The sequence below is a fragment of the Tsukamurella sp. 8F genome (assembly GCF_029167375.1).
GTDB lineage: Bacteria > Actinomycetota > Actinomycetes > Mycobacteriales > Mycobacteriaceae > Tsukamurella.
In genome coordinates this window covers 170,337-189,513 of the sequence record NZ_JARFTP010000005.1, presented here as the reverse complement: position 1 = coordinate 189,513, position 19,177 = coordinate 170,337, and the positions used below count along the sequence as shown (strand labels likewise).

Sequence of the window (19,177 nt, the reverse complement as noted above, 5' to 3'; positions counted from 1 at the left end):
GCTACGCGGGTTCGGCCACCGCTTCAGGACACGCCTACGCGGTACCGTGGCAGGCGTGCAGGAAAGTCTGTTCGAATCGGCACCGCTGCGCCGCGATCTGGGCGACGGCGCGTGGCTCGAGCTGCGCACCGGCTGGCTCCCCGACCCGGACGACGTGTTCACCACGCTGCGCGACGAGGTCCCGTGGGTCGGCGAGCGGCGCCGGATGTACGACCGGGTGGTGGACACGCCCCGGCTGCTCAAGTTCTACGACTCGGGCGCCACGCTGCCGCACCCGGCATTGGCGGAGATGCGGGATGAGCTGTCGCGGCTGTACTGGGACGACCTGCACGAGCCGCTGACCTCCGTGGGCCTGTGTCTCTACCGCGACGGCTCGGATTCCGTTGCCTGGCACGGGGACACGATAGGTCGCGGAGCCACGCACGACACGGTGGTCGCGATCGTGTCGCTGGGCGCGGCACGGCCGTTCCTGCTCCGCCCACGCTCCCGCGGAACGCGGGACGCCCACGGGAGCGGCACACGCTTCGGCGCCAGGTCCACGAAGCTCACCATCTCCCACGGAGACCTGCTGGTCATGGGCGGATCGTGTCAGCGCACGTGGGAGCACGCCGTTCCCAAGGTGTCGGGGACGGGCCCGCGGATCAGCATCCAGTTCCGCCCGCGCGGGGTTCGTTAGCACACCGCCGCGACGCGACGTCCGCGGCAACGCCGACCTCGATGCGGCGTTCGCATCGCATGCGGCCCCGCCGAGAGCCCAGGCATATCCGATTCAGAGCGGGAACGTGACGCCTGTCAGGTCCTCGGAGAGCTGCCACAGCCCGGCGGCGGCCTCGGTGTTCCTGGCCGCTCCCGACATCCGCGACTTCCCCGGCCGGCCGCGCATGCCGAACAGCTGCTTAGGCCCGTAGAAGCCGCCCGAAGCGGCATCAGCCGAGGTCGCCGCGTAGAGCTCGGGCAGTGCACCCTCGGCGGCGGGCTGTGCCAACAGCCGGTTCCCCAGCCCCATCACCGCGTCCATGAACGACTCCGTGTGCGACTGCAGGCCGGTCGCAGCGTAGCCGGGGTGAGCGGCTGCGGACGACACGGACGACCCCGCCGCCGACAGCCGCCGCGCGAGCTCGAGCGCGAACTGCAGGTTCGCGAGCTTCGACTGCCCGTAGGCCGTCCACCGCTCGTACCGGCGGCGCTCGTAGTTGGGGTCTGCGAGGTCGACCTGGCCGAGGTGGTGCATGAACGAGCTCATCGTGACGACGCGCTCGGAGATCCTGTCCAGCAACAGGCCGGTCAGGGCGAAGTGCCCCAGGTGGTTGGTGCCGAACTGCATCTCGAAGCCGTCGGCGGTGCGGCGCAGCGGAGTCCCCATGACGCCCGCGTTGTTGATCAGCACATCGATGTCGCCGACTGCACCTGCGAACTCCCGCACGGAACGCAGGTCCGCGAGATCAAGGTGCCGGACGCTGGCGCGATCGCCCATCTCCGCCGCCACCGGCTGCGCCTTGAGAACGTCCCGGCAGGCGAGCGTCACGGTGGCGCCGGCGCGGCCCAGCGCTAGCGCCGTCTCTTTTCCGAGCCCCGAATTCGCCCCGGTGACGACGAAGTGTCGTCCGGTCTGGTCACCGATGTCTGCTGCACTCCAGTCGCTCACCCGGCCACCGTAACCCCCGCGTCGCAGGGTCGGCTCGACGGATTCGTCCAAACCACATACTGGTAATGACAACATGTGACAAGATGGCGCGCATGATCGAGGACAACTCCGTCCCCAAGCACGAACAGCTGCGGCACCTGCTCGAGCGCCTGTGTGCGGACGAACTCGGGCCGGGCGACATGCTGCCCAGCGAGCGTCAACTGTGCCTGGACTACGGCGTCAGCCGCATCACGGTGCGTGAGGCCATCGGCCAGATGGTCGCCGCCGGCCGCCTGGTACGGATCCGCGGCAAAGGCACGTTCGTCGCCGAGCGCCAGGCGCGGTCGCGTCTGCACCTGGCCTCCTTCCACGAGGACATGCGCCGCCTCGGCCGCACACCCACCACCGTCGTCCTCCAGACCGAGCACAAGGTCCCGGGTCCGTCCACACTGTCCGCGCTCGGCCTGCGCGCCGCCGAGAAGGCATGGCACGTCAAGCGGCTACGGCTTGCGGACTCCCAACCGATCTCCATCGACGACGCCTGGTACTCCGCGGCGCTCGCGCCGGGGCTCGACCGTTACGACCTCAGCCAGTCGATCTACCAGCTACTCAAAGTCCGCTACCACCGGCCGATCGATCACGGCGAGCAGACGATCGGAGCCGAGGCCGCGGATCGCGAACAATCGACGCTGCTGCAGGTCGCGAAGGGCGCCCCGCTACTGGCGTTCGACCGCGTCTCGTTCACCGCCGACGGGACCCCGATAGAACACTGCCGCTCCTGGTACCGCTCGGACATGTATCAGGTTCAGATGACGGTCACCGACCCCGCGTAAAGGTGGTCTACTGGCTTCGGAGAAGGAGGCGGCCATGATCCTGCGAGGCTCCGTCGTCACACCGGAGGGCGCGATCGACGACGGTATCGTCGCCACAGCCGGTGAACTCATCGCATGGGTCGGCCCGGTCGAGGCGTGGCGGGGCGGTACCGTTCCCGATCCGTCCGACGCGATCCTCGTGCCGGGCATGGTCGACGTTCACTGCCACGGCGGGGGCGGGTACGGCTTCCCGGACTCCGACGCCGACGGTGCCCGGCTCGCCGCGAGACACCACCTCTCGCGCGGCACGACGACGGTGCTCGCCTCCCTCGTATCCGCCGCTCCCGAGAAGCTGCTGGAGCGGATCGAGACGCTGTCACCGCTGGTCGACGAGGACACCGTGGTCGGTCTGCACCTAGAGGGGCCGTTCCTCGCCGCGGAATGCTGTGGAGCGCAGGACCCGCGGTACATCATCGACGGCGATCCCGCCCTGCTCACAGAATGGCTCGACGCGGCCGGGGGACGCATCCGATCGATGACGATCGCGCCCGAGACACCACACTTCGGCGAGCTGGCGACGCGGCTGTCCGCGGCCGGGGCGGTCGTGTCCGTAGGGCATACAGCGGGCGACTTCGACACGGTGGCAGCTGCTTTCGATGCCGACGGCACGTTCAGCATCACCCATCTGTTCAACGGCATGAGGCCGATGCATCATCGCTCTCCGGGCGCCGTGGCCGCTGCGCTGACCGCGGCATCGACCGGGCGCGCCGTGGCCGAGCTCATCGGCGACGGCGTGCACCTCGCCGCGGGCACCGTCGCGATGGTGCATGCGCTCGCCGGGCCGGAGCACGTCGCGTTCGTCTCGGACGCCATGCAGGCGGCGGGTATGCCGGACGGTCACTACACGCTGGGCGCGCTGGACGTCACTGTCGGGGGCGGGATCGCGCGGCTGACCAGAGACGACGGCGCGCCCGGCGCGATAGCCGGGGGAACCTCCTGCGTGCTCGACGTGGTCGCCCGCGCGGTGCACGCTTCATCGATCCCCCTCGCCGATGCCGTGCGGTCCGGAGCCACGACGCCGGCCCGGCTCATGGGGCTGTCGGACCGGGGTTCGCTCGTCGCGGGCCTGCGCGCCGATATCCTCGAGCTCGCACCGGAGCTCACTCTGCGCCAGGTGATCCGCGGCGGCAGGGCCGTCGCGGCGTAGTGTCCTCCGACGTGACGGAACCGACCCTCGACGACATCCGCGCCGCGGCCGACCGACTCGCGCCGGTCGCGCACCGCACCCCGGTGCTCACCAGCTCACGCATCGACGACGCGGTCGGCGCATCGCTGTTCTTCAAGTGCGAGAACTTCCAGCGCGCAGGCGCTTTCAAGTTCCGCGGCGCGTACAACAGCGTCGCATCCCTACCCGACGAGGTTCGGGCGCACGGCGTGGTGGCCTTCAGTTCGGGCAACCATGCGCAGGCCTTGGCGCTGGCCGCGCGGCTGCACGGTATCCCGGCCACCATCGTGATGCCGGTCGACGCACCGGCCGGCAAGCGGGCCGCTACCGAGGGCTACGGCGCCACCGTCGTCGAATACGATCGCTACACGCAGGACCGCGAGGCGATCGCCCGCCGTGTCGCGGAATCGACCGGTGCCACCGTCATCCCGCCCTTCGACCACCCACCGGTCATGGCCGGGCAGGGCACCGCGGCCCTGGAGCTGCTCGAGGAGACGGGACCGCTGGATCTACTGTTCTGCCCCCTCGGCGGCGGCGGCCTGCTGTCCGGGACGCTGGTCGCGACACACGGGATATCGCCGGGTACATCGGTTTTCGGAGTAGAGCCCGAGACCGGCGACGACGGCCTGCAGTCACTCGCGGCCGGGCGCATCGTCACCATCGAGACGCCTCGCACCATCGCCGACGGCGCACAGACGCCCGCTCTGGGCTCGCACACCTTCCCCGTGATCGCACGCCTCGCCGCGGGGATCGTGACCGCGACCGACGACGAGTTGATCTCGGGCGTCAGGGAGTTCGCGCGCACCATGAAGATCGTCGTGGAACCCACAGGCGCCCTCGCCTTCGCCGCCGCACGCCGGGAGGCCGCGGGGAGTTCGCTCCGGGTCGGAGTCATCGTCTCCGGCGGCAACGCCGACCCCGTACGCCTCGCGGAATACCTGGCGTAGCCACGACTCCGGCAAGCGCGTCAGCTCCGCGCCTGCTCCGGCGCCCCCGTGAGTTCCGACAGCGACACGGGCTCGTCGACGGTGTGCGGGTGGTAGAAGTCCTCCGGCACGGTCCCGTCCGGGTACACGAGGACGTCGGCCGAGGGAAGCACCTCGGTCCCGTCGGACACGGCGAGGGTGTTCGCGTGGACGCGCACGCGCTCGAGCAACTGCTCGCTGCGAGTGCGGCCGGCCACGATGAACGGGTCCTGCCGCAGGTCCATCATCAGCGCCACGCACATGCCGACCATCACCACCACGAACGGCAGGGCCGCGATGATGGCCATCTGTTTGATGCCGTTGAGCGCGTCGTCGCCGCTCACGGAGAGCAGGAGTGCCGCGACTCCACCGGTGAGCACGCCCCAGAAGATGGTGACGGCACGGTTCGGCTCATCGACGCCGCGCTGTGACAGCGTGCCCATCACTATTGACGCCGAGTCCGCACCGGAGACGAAGAAGATGCCCACCAGCAGCACCACCAGGAACGCTGTGATCGCTGGCAGCGGGAGATGGTCGAGCATGCCGAACAGCATGTCCTCCTCGTTCGCCGCCTTGCTGACGCCGAGCCCCTCGCCCTCCTGGCGCAGCGCCGTGCCGCCGAAGATCACGAACCACAGCAGCGACACGACAGTCGGCACGAACATCACGCCGATCACGAACTCGCGGATGGTGCGGCCCTTCGAGATCTTCGCCAGGAACATGCCGACGAACGGCGTCCAGCTGACCCACCACGCCCAGTAGAAGATGGTCCAGCTCGACAGCCACGCGTCGGCGCCCGGCTCGTTGGCGGCCGACCGCGCGGACATGTTCATGAAGTCGGCGGCGTATTCACCCATCGTGGTGGGCAGCAGATTCAGGATGAACACCGTCGGACCCACGACGAAGACGAACAGCGCGAGAACCAGTGCAAGCACCATGTTGGTGTTCGACAGGAACTGGATGCCCTTCGCGACGCCGGAGACCGCCGACGCGACGAAGCACAACGTCAGAATCGAGATCACGGCGACGAGCAGGAATTTGCTCTGTCCGTTGCCCGCCCACCCGAGCTTCTCGAGGCCTGCTCCGACCTGCGCGGCCCCGAGCCCCAGCGACGCGACGGTACCGAACAATGTCGCGAAGATCGCCAGGATGTCGATCACGCGCCCCCCGATGCCCTGCCCGCCGGTGCGGTTGAAAACCGGCGCGAACACCGAACTCATCAACTGACTCCGGCCGCACCGGTACGTACTGTAGGCGACCGCGAGGCCGACCACGGCGTAGATCGCCCACGGGTGGAATCCCCAGTGGAACATCGTGGTAGCCATAGCAACCGCCACGTCGTGCGGATCGGTACCGGGCGGAGCCTTCACGAAGTGCGCGATGGGCTCGGCCGCGCCGTAGAACATCAGCCCGATGCCCATACCTGCGCTGAACATCATCGCGATCCAGCTGACCGTCCGGTACTCGGGCTCCTCGCCGTCCTTGCCCAGTGGGATCTTCCCGTAACGAGACACGGCGAGGTAGACCGCGAACAGCACGAACAGGGTCGCCGAGACCAGGAACAGCCAGCCCAGATCTTCGATGATCCAGTTCAGGATGTTGCCCGTGGCGGTCTTCATACCGCTCGGCGAAGCCATGCCCCACACCACGAAAGCCAGGACCGACAGCCCGGTCACCCCGAAGACGATCCAGTCGATCGTCGGGCGGCGCTCGGCCGTTTCATCAACTGTAGCCATAATTCCACTACAGCACGTTTGTCTGGCGTGTCCTAATCGAACGGAGAAGATCCTTCGAGCGGATCGAGGATGCGCCGCAGGAACTCCCGCGTGCGGGGGTGCTCCGGCGATCCGATCACCCGCGCCGGAGGCCCACTTTCGACGATGCTGCCACCGTCGACGAAGAGCACCTGGTCGGCCACGTGCCGAGCGAACGCGATCTCATGTGTGACGACGACCATCGTCCAACCCTCCGCGGCAAGATCTTTCATCACCGCGAGGACATCGCCCACCAGCTCCGGGTCCAGGGCCGACGTGGGCTCATCGAACAGCACCACCTTCGGCTCGAGCGCCAATGCCCGCGCGATGCCGACGCGCTGCTGTTGCCCGCCCGAGAGCTCGTGCGGATACCGGTCCGCGAAATCGCCCAGCCCCACCCGCGCCAGCAGCTCGCGGGCGCCCGCCTCCGCGTCCGCCCGCGGCTTCCGCTGCACGACGACGGGCCCCTCGGTCACGTTGCGCAGCGTCGTCAGGTGCGGAAACAGGTTGTGCGACTGGAAGACCATCGCGCTCTGTGCACGGAAGCGCGCCAGCTCGGCGCGCTTCGGCGGGCCGGCACCGAAGTCGATCGTCGCGTCGCCGACCGTGACGACGCCCGCATCGGGCGGCTCGAGCGCGTTGAGTGAGCGCAGCACCGTCGTCTTGCCCGAACCGGACGGCCCGATGACGACGGTCACCGACCCCGCGGGGACATGGAAGTCCACGCCACGCAGTACCTCGTTCTCGCCGAAGGACTTGCGCAGCCCCTCCACCACCACCAGATCACTCATCGCGCAACGTACCTCTCCAGTCGGGTCTCCAGGCGGCCCTGCGCCAGCGACAGTATCTGGCAGATGACCCAGTAGTAGACGGCTGCGACGACGTACATCGCGAAGAAGTCGAAGGTGGGCGCAGCCGCGATCTGCGCCTGTCGCAGCAACTCGGTGACCAGGATCGTGGACGCCAGCGACGTGTCCTTCACCAGCGATATCAGAGTGTTGGCGAGCGGCGGCGTAGCGGTTCGGGCCGCCTGCGGCAGGATGATCCGGCGCAATGTGGTCGGGTAGTCCATGCCGATCGTCGTGGCCGCCTCCCACTGCCCCCTGGGCACCGCGCCGATGGCCGCACGGATGATCTCGGCGGCATATCCGCCCACGTTGAGGGAGAAGGCGATGGCAGCAGCGGGGAACGGGTCGATCACGATGTTCAGGGCCGGCAGGGCGTAGAAGATGATGAACAGTTGGACCAGCAGCGGCGTACCGCGGATGACCGAGATGTAGGCCCGCGCAGCCCCACTCAGGATCCGATTCTTCGAGATGCGGGCGAGCGCCACGAGTAGGGCGATGGCGAGCCCCACCACGAAGCTGATCGCCGTGAGCGGGACGGTCGCCGTCACCGTTGCTTTGAGAAGCGGAACGAGGTTGCGTTGCACGAGCTTCCACTTGCTCGGCGCGGACTGCGTCTCGGCGGACGCACCGAAGTACTTGTCGTAGATCCTCTGCGCGGTGCCGTCGGCCTTGATCTCGGCGAGCCCGCGATCGATGTCGGGCATCAGGCTGGATCCCTTACGAGCCGCGAATACGGACTGCCCCTTGTCCGGGGTGTCGCCCGCGATCTTGACCTTCGCGTTCGGGTTCACCTTGAGGAAGTTCCGCACTACCAGGCCGTCGTTGACGGCGACATCGACGCGCCCCTGAGCCAGCAGGTTCGCGGCATCGGTGAAGCTGCCCACGCCGACGATCTGGGCGCCCGCCTGCCGCGCGACATCGGCCCAGTTGCTCGTGAGGTTCTGCGCCGCGCGCTTCCCGCGGATGTCCGCCAGTGAGTGGATGGAGTTCTCGTCCGAGCGCACCATGATCGACCCGACGGTCTCGATGTACGGTTCGGACAGGTCGTACTGCGCCCTGCGCTCGTCATTGACCGTGACCTCGTTGGCCACCAGATCGAACCGACCGGACTCGAGCGCCGCGAACATCGAGTCCCACGGCGTCTCCACGAACTGCACGCGTAGACCGAGCTTTCCGGCAACGGCCTTGATCATGTCGACGTCGTAGCCCGTGAGCTGACCCGAATCGTCGTGGTAGCTGTACACCTGGTAGACGCCCTCGGTGCCGACCCGCAGCACCCCGGGGACCGGGAGCACGGGCGCCGCGCGGGGACCTTCGGGGGCGGCGCCGGCGGCAAGGGCCGGCGAGGGCAGCCCGACCGCCATCACGATCAGCGCGACGAACGCGACGACCAGCGCGCGAAAGCGTCTCACCCGCGGACCTCCGCTGCGGTCGATGCGCCTACCAGCGTCGGGAACGGTGCCAGTGCCTCGAACTGGTAGGCGGCGTCGAGCAGCGTCGCCTCGTCCCCGAAGCCACCCGCCAACTGGATCGAACCCGGTAGGCCGCAGGGCATCACGGTGTGCGGGAGAGCTACCGCGGGCGCGCCCGAAAGGTTACCCAAGGGGGTGAAGCCGACGTAGTCGACGAGCCGCGCGAGCAGATCGTCGAACGGCTGATCCGGCCGGTACTCCCCGAGCGGCGGCGGGGGCGTGGACAGCACGGGACTCAGCAGCATGTCGTAGGTGCCGAGCTGCCGGGCGTAGACCCGGGGCGTCTGCCGCAACCGCGCGACAGCGGGCCCGATCCGCCACGAGCTCCGCTTGAGCAGACCCAGTAGACCTGTCGTGAACGGGTCGAGGTCCGCCGGCCGGAAGTCCTTACCGTGCGACGCCTTCGACGATGCCACGAGCGCCCCGGCGATCGCCGCCCAGTAGAGCGTGAAGTCATCGATGAACCGTGGGTCGATCTCGAGCTCCACCGGCTCGACCGTGTGTCCGGCGCCCGCGAACACGCGCGCCGCCGATTCGACGACGTCACGCACCTGCGGGTCCACGTCACGACCACGCGCGTCGCGGACGACCAGCCCGATCCGGAAGCGCCGATCAGACGGCCCGCGCACCAGCCCTATCGGATCGAGTCCCGTTGCGGGAGAGAACGCTTCTGCTGCAGCCAGGTAGTGTGCGGTATCCCGGACGGTACGCGTCAGCACGCCCTCGGTGACGAGGTTCACCGGCAGCTGCCGCGTTCCCGGCGGGTCCTGCATCCGGCTGCGCGCCGGCTTTAGTCCTACGAGACCCGCGCAGGCCGCGGGAATGCGGAGCGAGCCACCACCATCGTTGCCGTGCGCCAGTGGCACCACTCCGGACGCCACCAGTGCCGCCGCACCACCTGACGATCCGCCCACTGAGCGCTCGGGATCCCATGGGTTGCGTGTCGGTGGCCGCACCGTCGCGGTCGGTCCGGCCGCAGGTCGCCCGACGCCCGCGTATTCCGTGGACGCGGTCAGCCCGAACTCCGGCATCGTCGATTTGCCCAACGGCGTGAATCCCTGCGCTAGAAACTGTCTCGCGGGAGCGGAAGTCCTGCGAGAGAGCCGACCACCGAACGCGGCGGAGCCGTATCGGGTCGGCATCCCCTCGACGTCGGTGTTGTCCTTGACATACGTCGGCACGCCCGCGAACAGGCCGCCCCGGATGGGCCGCGACTCGTCGTAGCCGGTATGGGCGACAGCATTCAGCGCAGCGACGGCTTCTGCGCGCGAGAGAGCCGCCGCCGCCAGCTCGCGGGGGGCGACGGCTCCGGTGCGGACCGCGTCCGCGAGAGCGAGGGCGTCCGACGCACCAAGGGCGTCGTCACTGAAGGCGTGCATGGGCATGGTGTCGTTCCTATCACTCGCGGGACCACGTGCCCAGCATTTCCACCGGTATTCAACCAAGGGGTTGAACACCTGCCTCACTCGATGTAGCGTGTTCAATAGATCGGTTGAATACGCAGGAAGGAGATATCACGGACCAGCTATCTCAGGCATTCTCCGCCCTCGCGGATCCGACCCGGCGCGACATCGTCGCCCGGCTCGCCATCGGTGACGCCACGCTGAGTCAACTGGCCGAGCACTACAGCGTCAGCATCCAGGCCGTGTCGAAGCACCTCTCCGTGCTCGAGAAGGCGGGGCTGATCAGTCGTGGCCGCAAGGCGCAGACCCGACCGGCCCACCTGGAGGCAGACGCCCTCACGGACATGACCGCGTGGATCGAGCGTTACCGCGTACGCGCAGAGCAGCGATACGCACGCCTCGACGCCCTACTCGCAGAACTCGACAATCCCGAACCGGATTGATCAGCAAGGAGATCCATCATGACCACGCACACCAAGGCCACTATCAGCGCCGACCCCGACATCCCCGCCATCAGCATCACACGTGACTTCGCCGCAAGTGTCGAACAACTGGTGAAGGCGCACACCGACCCCGAGCTGTACATGCGCTGGGTCGGCCCCGACGACCTCGAGACGACGATCGACTACTGGGATGCGCGCACCGGCGGCAGCTGGCGTTTCGTGCAACGCCGAGGTGACGAGGAGTTCGCCTTCCACGGCTGCTTCCACGAGGTCTCACCCACCCGGCTCGTGCAGACATTCACGTGGGAGGGCATGCCCGACGGCGTCTCCCTCGACACGATGACCTTCGAAGACCTGGGCGACGGGCGCACCCGCCTGCACGGCCGGAGCATCGTCGACGGCTTCGCTGCGCGCGACGCAATGCTGGAGAGCGGGATGGAGACGGGCGTCGACGAGGGCTACGCGAAGCTCGACCGCCTGCTCGCCGGCGACACGTTGTAGAGCGCTACCGGTCGACCGGCTTCTCGGCCACGAAGTTCCAGTAGCCGCGGGGACCGTCCTGCAGATGCAGGCGGTTCCCGACCACGGTGAAGGTCCTCGTACCCTTGAACGCCTCATGAAAGATGGCACCAGCGCCGGGACGGATGCAGGCCATCATCGTGGAGATCAACGGGCCGAACGTCACGGAATGACCCCGCACCTCGGCATCCCCACCGAAACCGTTGCACCCGTCGTTGCCGCCGACACCCTTGGAGCTCAGAGTGAACGATGCGTGTGCGTCCTTATACGCCTTGGGCGCCGTACGCGCATAACCCGTCGAGACGAGACGCCATTGAGTCCCGACCACGGGCGTCACCGGCGGCAGCAGGCCCGGGCCGACAGGAGCCGCCGACGCGCCGGGCGCGACGGTCACGACCGAGGCGACCGCGACGGCCGCTGCGGCTGCGCGCGCGAAAGTCATACGAGTACGTCTGGTCATATGTCCACCTTACAAAACAACGCAAGAGACTCTTTCTGATACCGCAGTACGGACGGTGGTTGTCGGAACCCGTTGAACGCGAACGGGCGGGCGGCGGATAGTGGTCGCATGCACACCGCCCCGATATTCAGCACCGAGGTCGAACGCGAGCTGCCCGACGACGTATTCGCCGATATCCTCGCGCAGGTGCACCGGTTCGTGCGCGATCGCGTGCTACCGCGCGAAGTGGAGATCATGCAGACCGGAGCTGTCCCGTCCGACCTACGGGAGCAGATCGCCGAGATGGGTCTCTTCGGTTTCGCGTTGCCGCAGAGGTGGGGCGGCATCGGGATGGATCTGCAGCAGGACGTCGAGCTCGCGATGGAGCTCGGCTACACATCGCTCGCGGTGCGTTCGATGTTCGGCACCAACAACGGCATTGCGGGCCAGGTCCTGGTGGGGTTCGGCACCGGCGGGCAACAGGAGGCGTGGCTGCCCCGACTCGCGTCGGGTGACGTCATCGCGTCGTTCGCCCTCACCGAGCCGGGCGCCGGCTCCAACCCGGCGGGCCTGCGCACCACCGCCAAGCGCGACGGCGACGGCTGGGTCATCGACGGCGGGAAGTGCTTCATCACCAATGCGCCGTCGGCGGATCTGTTCGTGGTGTTCGCGCGCACCCGCGAGGCGGACACCTCCGGGCCCGGCATCGCGGTATTCCTGGTGCCCGCGGACACGCCGGGAATCACGGTGGGCGCCAAGGACGCCAAGATGGGCCAGGACGGCTCGACGACCTCCGACGTAGCGTTCGCGGGCGTACGAGTCGGGCCCGACGCCCTCGTCGGGGGCGATGCGGACGCTGGATACCGGGCGGCCATGACGTCACTCGCCCGCGGACGCGTACATATCGCGGCGATGGCCGTCGGACAGGCGCAGCGAGCCCTCGACGAGTCGGTGCGGCACGCCGCGACGGCGACGCAGGGCGGCACGGTGATCGGGGATTTCCAGTTGGTGCAGGCGATGCTCGCCGACCAGCAGACGGGCGTGATGACGGGGCGCGCGCTGGTGCGCGACGCCGCTCGCGCTTGGGTCGAGAACACGGATCGGCGAACAGCACCGTCGGTGGCCAAGCTCTACTGCTCCGAAATGGTCGGGCGGGTAGCGGATCTCGCAGTGCAGGTTCACGGCGGCAGCGGCTACATGCGCGACGTGCCGGTCGAGCGGATCTACCGCGACGTCCGGCTGCTTCGGCTGTACGAGGGCACCAGCGAGATCCAACGGCTGATCATCGGCGGCGGATTGGTACGAGCGGAGAAGCGCCGCCTCATGTGAGTGCGAGCAGGAGCACATCGTCGGTGTTATCGATCCCGCCCACGACGAAGACCCGTTCCCCGACCACCTCGAATCCCTGCTTGGCATAGAAACGCCGGGCGCGCACATTCTTCCGATTCGTCCCGAGGAAGGCTGCGGCACATCCGTCGGCTCTGGCGCCGTCCAGCGCCGCGATCATGAGGTCCCGCGCGATCCCACCGCCGTGCTCACCGGGGTCGACGTAGAGCTTGGACACGTATGCGGTCCTCTGGCGCACCCACGACCCGGGCGCATCGCCGTGGACGCCGTGCAGCACGAGGCCGTAACCGACGGGCGCAGCCGCCGCCCCCGCGACGTAGACGTGCGCACCGGGATCCGCGAGGTGTGCGGCGAACGCCGCCGGGCTCAGATTGTCGGCTATGAACGCGCCGACGGCCTCAGCCGACAGCTCCGGCGGGCACGCGAGCGGAAACGTGCGCGCCGCCAGCGCGGCAAGCGCCTCCGGCTCGATCTCCCCCACCGTCACCCGCCGCGCTCGCGTCATGCTCCCAGTCTCGCACTCGACCGACGTCACGCCCCGTCCGGCTGCGGCAGCATCAGGGACAGCACGACGGCAGCCACCGGAACCGCACACAGGGCGGTGAACACCGCGCCCGGGCCGTGGCGGTCGGCGAGTTCGCCGAGCACCGGAGTGAACAGGCCGCCGACGCTGACGGCAAGGCCCAGCGTGACGCCTGCTGCCGTGCCCGGCCGGCTCGGTAGATAGTCCTGCCCCAACTTCACCAGCACCCCGAACGGGAGGTTGACGCTGATTCCCGCCAGGACCGCACAGGCAAGCGCCACACGGGGTTCCGGCACCACACGCAATAGGATCAATGCGGGTATGACGAGCATGCTGCCGGCCTGCACCGCCCGGACCGCGCCGAGGCGGTCGCCGAGCCGCCCACCGAGCAGCGTCCCGCCGACACCGCCCACCAGGAACGCGGCAAGCGCGATCCCGCCCAGCCCCTGCGACGCGCCGAGGCCACGGATCCAGTACACGCCGATGAACGTGTTGACCCCGAAGAACGTCACGGACCGCGCGACCTCGAGTGCTGTCAGTAGCGCGAAAGGTACCCAGCGATCGCGCCCAGCGGCGTCGGTCACCGTCGTCGCCCGTGTCCGAGCCCGGAGTTCGTGTCGCCACAGCACGAAACCGATCAGGACGGCGGGCGGAACGAAGATCGCCGTCGCACCCAGGCCCAGCTCTACAAGCGCCGGCGTGACCAGCGCCGGGGCCAGGAAGAACCCCACACTTCCCCCGGCCGCGAAAAGACTCATGGCGCTTGTGCTTCCGGCGGCGTCGCGGCGCGCGCCCTTACCCGCCGCGGGGTGGAAGGCTGCCACGCCCAAGCCCGACAGCAGGAGCATCGCCCACACGAGCCAGTACTGCTGCGCGAGGCCGGCCGCCCCCGCGCCGACGCCTGCCACCGTGACGCCGAGAGGCGACATCCACGGCATGCGGCGGCGGTCCGCAATGATCCCGAACAGCGGCTGCGGTAGCGAGCTGCCGAGCGTCGCCGCGAGCGCGAGCCCCGAAGCCGCGGTGTAGCTGTAGCCGCGGTCGAGCACGAAGAACGGGATAGCGGCAGGGATGAGCCCCTGGTAGAAGTCGTCGACGGCGTGAGCCGTCATCCACACGCCCATGCGCCGCACCAGCGGCATCCTCGTGGCGCCGATCGGGGCCTGCGTCGTGGTCACTGAATGAATCCTCCTGTCTGACCGTGCTGTTCACGCTATGCCTGGCGGGCCACGGCAGACTTCCGATAATCTGCCTAGTCATGTCGGATATCGGCCAACTGCATGCGAACCCGACGGCGTCTCAGTCGCGTATCGCCGGGGACACGATCGAACGGCACCATCACCACGAGCACCAGGTCGTGTATCCGAGCCGGGGCGCGGTAGCCGTCACCACCGAGCGTGGCACCTGGCTCGCGCCCAGCGATCGCGCGGTCTGGATCCCGGCCGGGACGTGGCATGAGCACCGGTTCTACGGCGATACCCGATTCCACTGCGTCGGACTCGATTCCACCCTCTACCCGATATTCTCCGTGGGGCCCGAGATCGTCGGAGTCACCCCACTGCTACGTGAGCTCATCGTGGCCTGCTCCAGGCCCGACGATCCCCGGGCCGTCGCGTGCCACGAGGAGGAGGCACGGCTGCGGGCCGTGCTCGTGGATCAGCTATGGCACCAGCCGCGCGAGCCGCTGAGCGTCGCCACCCCGCGCGACCCACGCCTGGTCGCCGCCCGGGACGCGATAGAGGGCGACCTGACCCGCCCCCTCGACCTGAGCCGGCTTGCCGATCTGTGCGACTCGAGCGCGCGCACCATGAGTCGGCTGATCCGTTCCGAGCTCGGAATGACGTTCCCGCAGTGGCGTACTCAGCTACGTCTGCATCGCGCCCTGATCCTGCTGGTGGAGGGCAGCTCGGTCACGGACACGGCGTACCTGACCGGGTGGCCGACACCCAGCGCGTTCATCGACGCCTTCCGCGGCGCCTACGGCCGCACCCCGGGCACCTATGCGGAGTCACCCGACCGCTGATCCGCTGCCGAGGCGTCTGCCCCCTTCTCCCTGGCCGCGGCCACGAACCCGATCCCCCACGCGGCCATGGCGTCCAACAGATCCTGCGCTCCCGTGCCGAGATCGGTGAGCCGGTACTCGACCCGCGGTGGGACCTCGGGATACACCTGCCGGCTGACCAGGCCGTCCTGCTCGAGCTCGCGCAGCTGGCGTGTGAGCACGCGGGGCGACGGCTCACCGAGCTCTCTGGTGAGCTCACCGAATCGGAGCACGGTCGCCCTGTCGAGAGCATGCAGGATAGAGGGCTTCCACGCTCCCCCGAGCACTGCGACGGCGATCTCGGCCGAGCATCTGCTCTCCCATGCGTCGATGACCTTCTCTATATGGGCGCGCATACCGTCCCCTTCCAGCATTGCTATCTATTCGGTGAGTATGTCACCACGATGTCAGTACTTGCGCTGTGAAAAGTATGCCGCCAGCGTGGACTCATGACATCCGACTGCGCACGCGATGCGAGGGCGGCCGGCGGCCGGTGGGCACTGGTCCCCCTTCTCATCGCGATCCTCTCTGCCAGCCTCGCAGTCAGCATGCTCACGACCGCCCTACCCTCGATGGCAAGCGATCTCGGCACCTCGGCGGCAGCCCGCTCCTGGCTGGTCGACGTGTACCCGTTGGCACTCGCGGTATCGATCGTCGTCGCAGCACGGGTCGGAGACCGGTTCGGCCGGGTACCGACACTGGTCGCGGGGCTGTCGGCGTTCGCACTGCTCGACATCGCCGCGCTTGCCGCGGACAGCACCGCACAGGTGGTCGCGATCCGCGCACTCTCCGGTGTCGCCGGCGCGCTGATCATCGCCAGCGTCGTCGGCACGATCGGCCATCTGTATCGGGGGCGCGCGTTGGCTGTCGCGAACGGGGCATGGGTCGCCGTGTTCGGGGCCGCCAACGCAGTCGGGCCCGCGCTCGGTGGAATGGTCACGCAGTCGCTGGGCTGGCGATGGGTACTCGGAGCGTGCGCTCCCATCGCGCTCGCCGCGGCCGTCTCGGCCCCGAGGGCGATCCCCTATTCGGCTCCCGCCCAGAACGTCTCGTTCGACCCACCGAGCATCGCGGCCTCGGTCGTCGGGATCGGCGGCATCGTGTACGGAATCCAGCGGACCGCATCGGAACCGTTCACGGGCGTTTCGATGCTGTTGCTCGGAGTCGCCGCCCTTTTCGTGTTCATGCGGCGACAGCTCCGGTCGGCGTCGCCGTTCCTCGCGATCGATCTGTTCCGGATCCGCCGCTTCCGTGTCGCATTCGGGCGGATCGTCGTGTCGGGCGGCGCGGCTTCAGCATGCGCGTACCTGACGAGCATCCACCTCCAGCACGACATGGGATGGTCGCCGGTACAGGCGGGCATGGCACTCGTACCCCAGGCCGCCGCCACCGCGGCGGGCGGCTTGTCGGCACCGTTCCTGAACCGCCTGGTCGGTGACGTCGCAGTGCGGACGGCACTGGCGATACAGGGAGTCGGTCTCGGTGCGCTCGCCTTGCAGCGGGTCGGGATCACTCTGCCGATCGCGGCGGTCGGCCTCGGACTCGGCATCGTCGGGACCCTGGCCGCCACACACCTCTTCGAGACGGCTCCGCGCGAGGACAGCGGTCAGGTCGGCGCCCTACAGGAGATCGCGTTCGCAGTGGGTAGCGGTCTGGGCATCGCGCTGTTCGATGCGATCGCCGTCGCCTTCGGCCCTCACGGCTTTCGTGTCGCCCTGGTAGCTGCGGCCGTTCCGGCCGCGTTCCTGGCCACGATCGCAGCGAGACCGCGCGCACAATGAACGCATGGGACATCGGTACCAGCACATAGCGTTCGGGGCGGAGGCGGTGGAGCGACAGCGCGAGGCAGGCAGCATCGTGGCGTACGGGGCAGGACTGGAGACGCCGGACCAGGGCCCGCAGGAACTGACCACACGCGAGGTCGCGCTGATAACCTCGGTCTTCCAATTCCACATCGCCACCGTTGCCCCGTCGGGCTGGCCGTACGTGCAGTGTCGCAGTGGTCCACGCGGATTCCTGCACCACCTGGGCGGCAACCGGATCGGATTCGCCGACTTCCGCGGTAACCGGCAGTTCGTGTCGGTGGGGAATCTGGAGGCCGACGGCCGAGTGGCGCTGTTCGTCGCCGACTACGCGCGGAGGTTGCGACTCAAGGTCTTCGGCCACGCGCACGTGATCGACGGCGACGACGAACTCCTCGCCCGCTTGCGCACCATCGACGGCCAGACGATGACCGCACGCTGCGAGCGCAGCATCGTGATCGACGTCGAGGCTTTCGACTGGAACTGTCAGCGCAGCCTCGTCCCCCAGCTCACCGTCGACGAGGTGCGTGAGCGCGTGCGCCCCTATGCCGAGGAGATCATCAGCCTGCGAGACCGGGTCGCCGAACTCGAGCGCCGCCTGCGGGAGATGGAATCGCCGTCGGACTGACTCGGTCCGCGAGCATCCCGTCAGCGTGGTCGACCACCCAGTCGAGCAGCGGCAACATGCGCTGCATCAGCTCGCGACCGAGTGGGGTGAGGCTGTATTCGACGTGAGGCGGCACCGTCGGGAGCGACTCACGGAGGACGAGCCCATCGGCGCCGAGGGTCCGGAGCGTCGAGGCGAGCATCTTCTCGCTGATGCCGTCTACGGCACGACGCAGCTCGCCCCAGCGCAGAGTGCCGTCTGACAAGCACGCCAGCACCAACACGCCCCATTTGCTCATGACGTGGTCGAGGATCACGCGTGAGCTACAGCCCTGATCGAACACCCGCGGCTGTTTATCCTTGATATCGGCAAAACTTTCCATCAGGTATGTACCTTACTTGAAAGTGGGTACCGGCGATCTGGAATGCCTGTGCACGGTCGGACGGTTGTGCTCCGTGAAACCAACGGAAGGACCGACCATGACCATTCTCGTCACCGGAGCCACCGGCCAGCTCGGCCGTCTCGTGATCGACAGCCTGCTCGCACGCGGAGCCGAGCCCCAGAGCATCGTCGCCGGCGCGCGCGACACCGCAAGAGCCGCCGATCTCGCGACCCGCGGCGTCCGCGTCGCCCGCCTCGACTACAGCGAACCCGCAACTGTCGCTGCAGCCTTGGAGGGTGTCGATTCCGTACTGCTGATCTCCGGTTCCGAAGTCGGGCAGCGCGTGCCGCAACACCAGGCAGTCATCGACGCCGCCAAGGTGGCGGGCGTAGGCAAGTTCGTCTACACCAGCGCTCCGAAGGCCACGACCAGCGACCTTGTCCTGGCCCCCGAGCACAAGGCAACAGAGGAGGCCATCGGTCGTTCCGGTCTGCCCGCCGTGATTCTGCGCAACAACTGGTACACCGAGAACTTCGCCGGCGATCTCACGGCCGCACGCGAAACGGGCGTACTCACGGCCGCCGCAGGTGCCGGGCGCGTGGCATCGGCCTCGCGGGCCGATTTCGCCGAGGCGGCCGCCGTCGTGCTGTCGGAGGACGGCCACATCGGTTCCGTGTACGAGCTCGGCGGCGATACCGCCTGGGACTACCGCGATCTCGCGGCGGCCATGTCCGATGTCCTGGGCCGCCCGGTCGAGTACCGGAACGTGACCGTCGACGAGCGGGCGACCGCACTCGAGGCCGCCGGGCTCGACGCCGACACCGCGCGCTTCTTCGCTGCCATCGACACGGGCATCGAGAACGGCGCCCTGGCATACACCGACGGCACCCTCGCGCGCCTCATCGGCCGCCCTACGACGCCATTGGCGGAAGGCCTGAGCATCATCGCGTAGGGCTCATCGGCCCGGCCCG

General features: G+C 68.4%; 21 protein-coding genes. 11 read left to right on the top strand and 10 right to left on the bottom strand.

The annotated features are described in order from the left end of the window. Positions 1 to 55 precede the first annotated feature (55 nt). Positions 56 to 676, top strand: a complete 621-nt coding sequence (locus P0W64_RS05985) for an alpha-ketoglutarate-dependent dioxygenase AlkB (protein ID WP_275479153.1) — start codon at positions 56 to 58, stop codon at positions 674 to 676. Positions 677 to 769: 93 nt separating this feature from the next. Here the strand turns inward: P0W64_RS05985 and P0W64_RS05980 are convergent, their stop codons facing one another. Continuing rightward, positions 770 to 1,645, bottom strand: coding sequence for an oxidoreductase (locus P0W64_RS05980; protein ID WP_275479152.1), 876 nt, complete (start codon positions 1,643 to 1,645; stop codon positions 770 to 772). Between the two features lie 65 nt (positions 1,646 to 1,710). Between P0W64_RS05980 and P0W64_RS05975 the strand changes: the two genes are divergently transcribed. Genes P0W64_RS05975 through P0W64_RS05965 form a run of 3 tightly spaced genes read left to right on the top strand, consistent with a single transcriptional unit; the run spans position 1,711 to position 4,608 of the window. Beyond that, on the top strand, positions 1,711 to 2,457 hold the full coding sequence (locus tag P0W64_RS05975) for a GntR family transcriptional regulator (protein WP_275479151.1): 747 nt from the start codon (positions 1,711 to 1,713) through the stop codon (positions 2,455 to 2,457). Between the two features lie 34 nt (positions 2,458 to 2,491). Further along, positions 2,492 to 3,643: an amidohydrolase family protein gene (locus tag P0W64_RS05970; protein ID WP_275479150.1), complete on the top strand. Its 1,152-nt coding sequence runs from the start codon at positions 2,492 to 2,494 to the stop codon at positions 3,641 to 3,643. Positions 3,644 to 3,654: 11 nt separating this feature from the next. Continuing rightward, the gene (locus P0W64_RS05965; RefSeq protein WP_275479149.1) at positions 3,655 to 4,608 is read left to right on the top strand and encodes a threo-3-hydroxy-L-aspartate ammonia-lyase; all 954 of its coding nucleotides are present in this window, start codon (positions 3,655 to 3,657) and stop codon (positions 4,606 to 4,608) included. A 20-nt stretch (positions 4,609 to 4,628) separates the two neighbouring features. Here P0W64_RS05965 and P0W64_RS05960 read toward each other — a convergent pair whose 3' ends face one another. Genes P0W64_RS05960 through P0W64_RS05945 form a run of 4 tightly spaced genes read right to left on the bottom strand, consistent with a single transcriptional unit; the run spans position 4,629 to position 10,085 of the window. After that, positions 4,629 to 6,362 carry a BCCT family transporter gene (locus tag P0W64_RS05960; protein ID WP_275479148.1) on the bottom strand — a complete coding sequence of 578 codons (1,734 nt, stop codon included), beginning with the start codon at positions 6,360 to 6,362 and terminating at the stop codon, positions 4,629 to 4,631. Between the two features lie 32 nt (positions 6,363 to 6,394). Then, entirely contained in the window at positions 6,395 to 7,171 is a 777-nt protein-coding gene (locus P0W64_RS05955; protein ID WP_275479147.1) for an amino acid ABC transporter ATP-binding protein, read from the bottom strand. After that, on the bottom strand, positions 7,168 to 8,640 hold the full coding sequence (locus P0W64_RS05950; protein WP_275479146.1) for an ABC transporter permease subunit: 1,473 nt from the start codon (positions 8,638 to 8,640) through the stop codon (positions 7,168 to 7,170). Before P0W64_RS05950 ends, P0W64_RS05955 begins: the two co-directional genes overlap by 4 nt. Next, complete coding sequence (locus tag P0W64_RS05945) at positions 8,637 to 10,085, bottom strand: amidase (protein ID WP_275479145.1); 1,449 nt, start codon at positions 10,083 to 10,085, stop codon at positions 8,637 to 8,639. The genes P0W64_RS05950 and P0W64_RS05945 overlap by 4 nt, the downstream gene beginning before the upstream one ends. Positions 10,086 to 10,213: 128 nt before the next feature. On the opposite strand from P0W64_RS05945, the gene P0W64_RS05940 reads away from it, so the two are divergent. Both P0W64_RS05940 and P0W64_RS05935 read left to right on the top strand, forming a co-directional pair. Continuing rightward, a complete protein-coding gene (locus P0W64_RS05940) occupies positions 10,214 to 10,546 on the top strand; it encodes a metalloregulator ArsR/SmtB family transcription factor (RefSeq protein WP_275479209.1) in 333 nt (110 codons plus the stop codon). A gap of 18 nt (positions 10,547 to 10,564) precedes the next feature. After that, complete coding sequence (locus P0W64_RS05935) at positions 10,565 to 11,047, top strand: SRPBCC family protein (RefSeq protein ID WP_275479144.1); 483 nt, start codon at positions 10,565 to 10,567, stop codon at positions 11,045 to 11,047. Between the two features lie 4 nt (positions 11,048 to 11,051). On the opposite strand, the gene P0W64_RS05930 is transcribed toward P0W64_RS05935, so the two are convergent. Beyond that, positions 11,052 to 11,525 (bottom strand): META domain-containing protein, encoded by a 474-nt coding sequence (locus P0W64_RS05930; protein WP_275479143.1) that lies wholly within the window; start codon positions 11,523 to 11,525, stop codon positions 11,052 to 11,054. 108 nt (positions 11,526 to 11,633) lie between these two features. Here P0W64_RS05930 and P0W64_RS05925 point away from each other — a divergent pair, with 108 nt between their 5' ends. Continuing rightward, positions 11,634 to 12,833, top strand: a complete 1,200-nt coding sequence (locus P0W64_RS05925; RefSeq protein WP_275479142.1) for an acyl-CoA dehydrogenase family protein — start codon at positions 11,634 to 11,636, stop codon at positions 12,831 to 12,833. Here the strand turns inward: P0W64_RS05925 and P0W64_RS05920 are convergent. Together P0W64_RS05920 and P0W64_RS05915 are read right to left on the bottom strand one after the other, a co-directional pair. Continuing rightward, positions 12,826 to 13,356 carry a GNAT family N-acetyltransferase gene (locus tag P0W64_RS05920; protein WP_275479141.1) on the bottom strand — a complete coding sequence of 177 codons (531 nt, stop codon included), beginning with the start codon at positions 13,354 to 13,356 and terminating at the stop codon, positions 12,826 to 12,828. The two genes, P0W64_RS05925 and P0W64_RS05920, sit on opposite strands and share 8 nt — an antisense overlap. A 26-nt stretch (positions 13,357 to 13,382) precedes the next feature. Continuing rightward, positions 13,383 to 14,498, bottom strand: coding sequence for an MFS transporter (locus P0W64_RS05915; RefSeq protein ID WP_275479208.1), 1,116 nt, complete (start codon positions 14,496 to 14,498; stop codon positions 13,383 to 13,385). Between the two features lie 134 nt (positions 14,499 to 14,632). Here P0W64_RS05915 and P0W64_RS05910 point away from each other — a divergent pair, with 134 nt between their 5' ends. Next, complete coding sequence (locus P0W64_RS05910) at positions 14,633 to 15,397, top strand: helix-turn-helix transcriptional regulator (RefSeq protein WP_275479140.1); 765 nt, start codon at positions 14,633 to 14,635, stop codon at positions 15,395 to 15,397. On the opposite strand, the gene P0W64_RS05905 is transcribed toward P0W64_RS05910, so the two are convergent. Beyond that, on the bottom strand, positions 15,373 to 15,771 hold the full coding sequence (locus P0W64_RS05905; RefSeq protein ID WP_275479139.1) for a helix-turn-helix domain-containing protein: 399 nt from the start codon (positions 15,769 to 15,771) through the stop codon (positions 15,373 to 15,375). The genes P0W64_RS05910 and P0W64_RS05905 overlap by 25 nt on opposite strands. A 93-nt stretch (positions 15,772 to 15,864) precedes the next feature. On the opposite strand from P0W64_RS05905, the gene P0W64_RS05900 reads away from it, so the two are divergent. Both P0W64_RS05900 and P0W64_RS05895 read left to right on the top strand, forming a co-directional pair. After that, entirely contained in the window at positions 15,865 to 17,196 is a 1,332-nt protein-coding gene (locus P0W64_RS05900; RefSeq protein ID WP_275479138.1) for an MFS transporter, read from the top strand. A 4-nt stretch (positions 17,197 to 17,200) separates the two neighbouring features. Then, positions 17,201 to 17,845: a pyridoxamine 5'-phosphate oxidase family protein gene (locus P0W64_RS05895; RefSeq protein WP_275479137.1), complete on the top strand. Its 645-nt coding sequence runs from the start codon at positions 17,201 to 17,203 to the stop codon at positions 17,843 to 17,845. Here P0W64_RS05895 and P0W64_RS05890 read toward each other — a convergent pair. After that, positions 17,778 to 18,206 carry a helix-turn-helix domain-containing protein gene (locus P0W64_RS05890; protein ID WP_275479136.1) on the bottom strand — a complete coding sequence of 143 codons (429 nt, stop codon included), beginning with the start codon at positions 18,204 to 18,206 and terminating at the stop codon, positions 17,778 to 17,780. The two genes, P0W64_RS05895 and P0W64_RS05890, sit on opposite strands and share 68 nt — an antisense overlap. 97 nt (positions 18,207 to 18,303) lie before the next feature. On the opposite strand from P0W64_RS05890, the gene P0W64_RS05885 reads away from it, so the two are divergent. Then, positions 18,304 to 19,158, top strand: a complete 855-nt coding sequence (locus tag P0W64_RS05885) for an SDR family oxidoreductase (protein WP_275479135.1) — start codon at positions 18,304 to 18,306, stop codon at positions 19,156 to 19,158. Positions 19,159 to 19,177 lie beyond the last annotated feature (19 nt).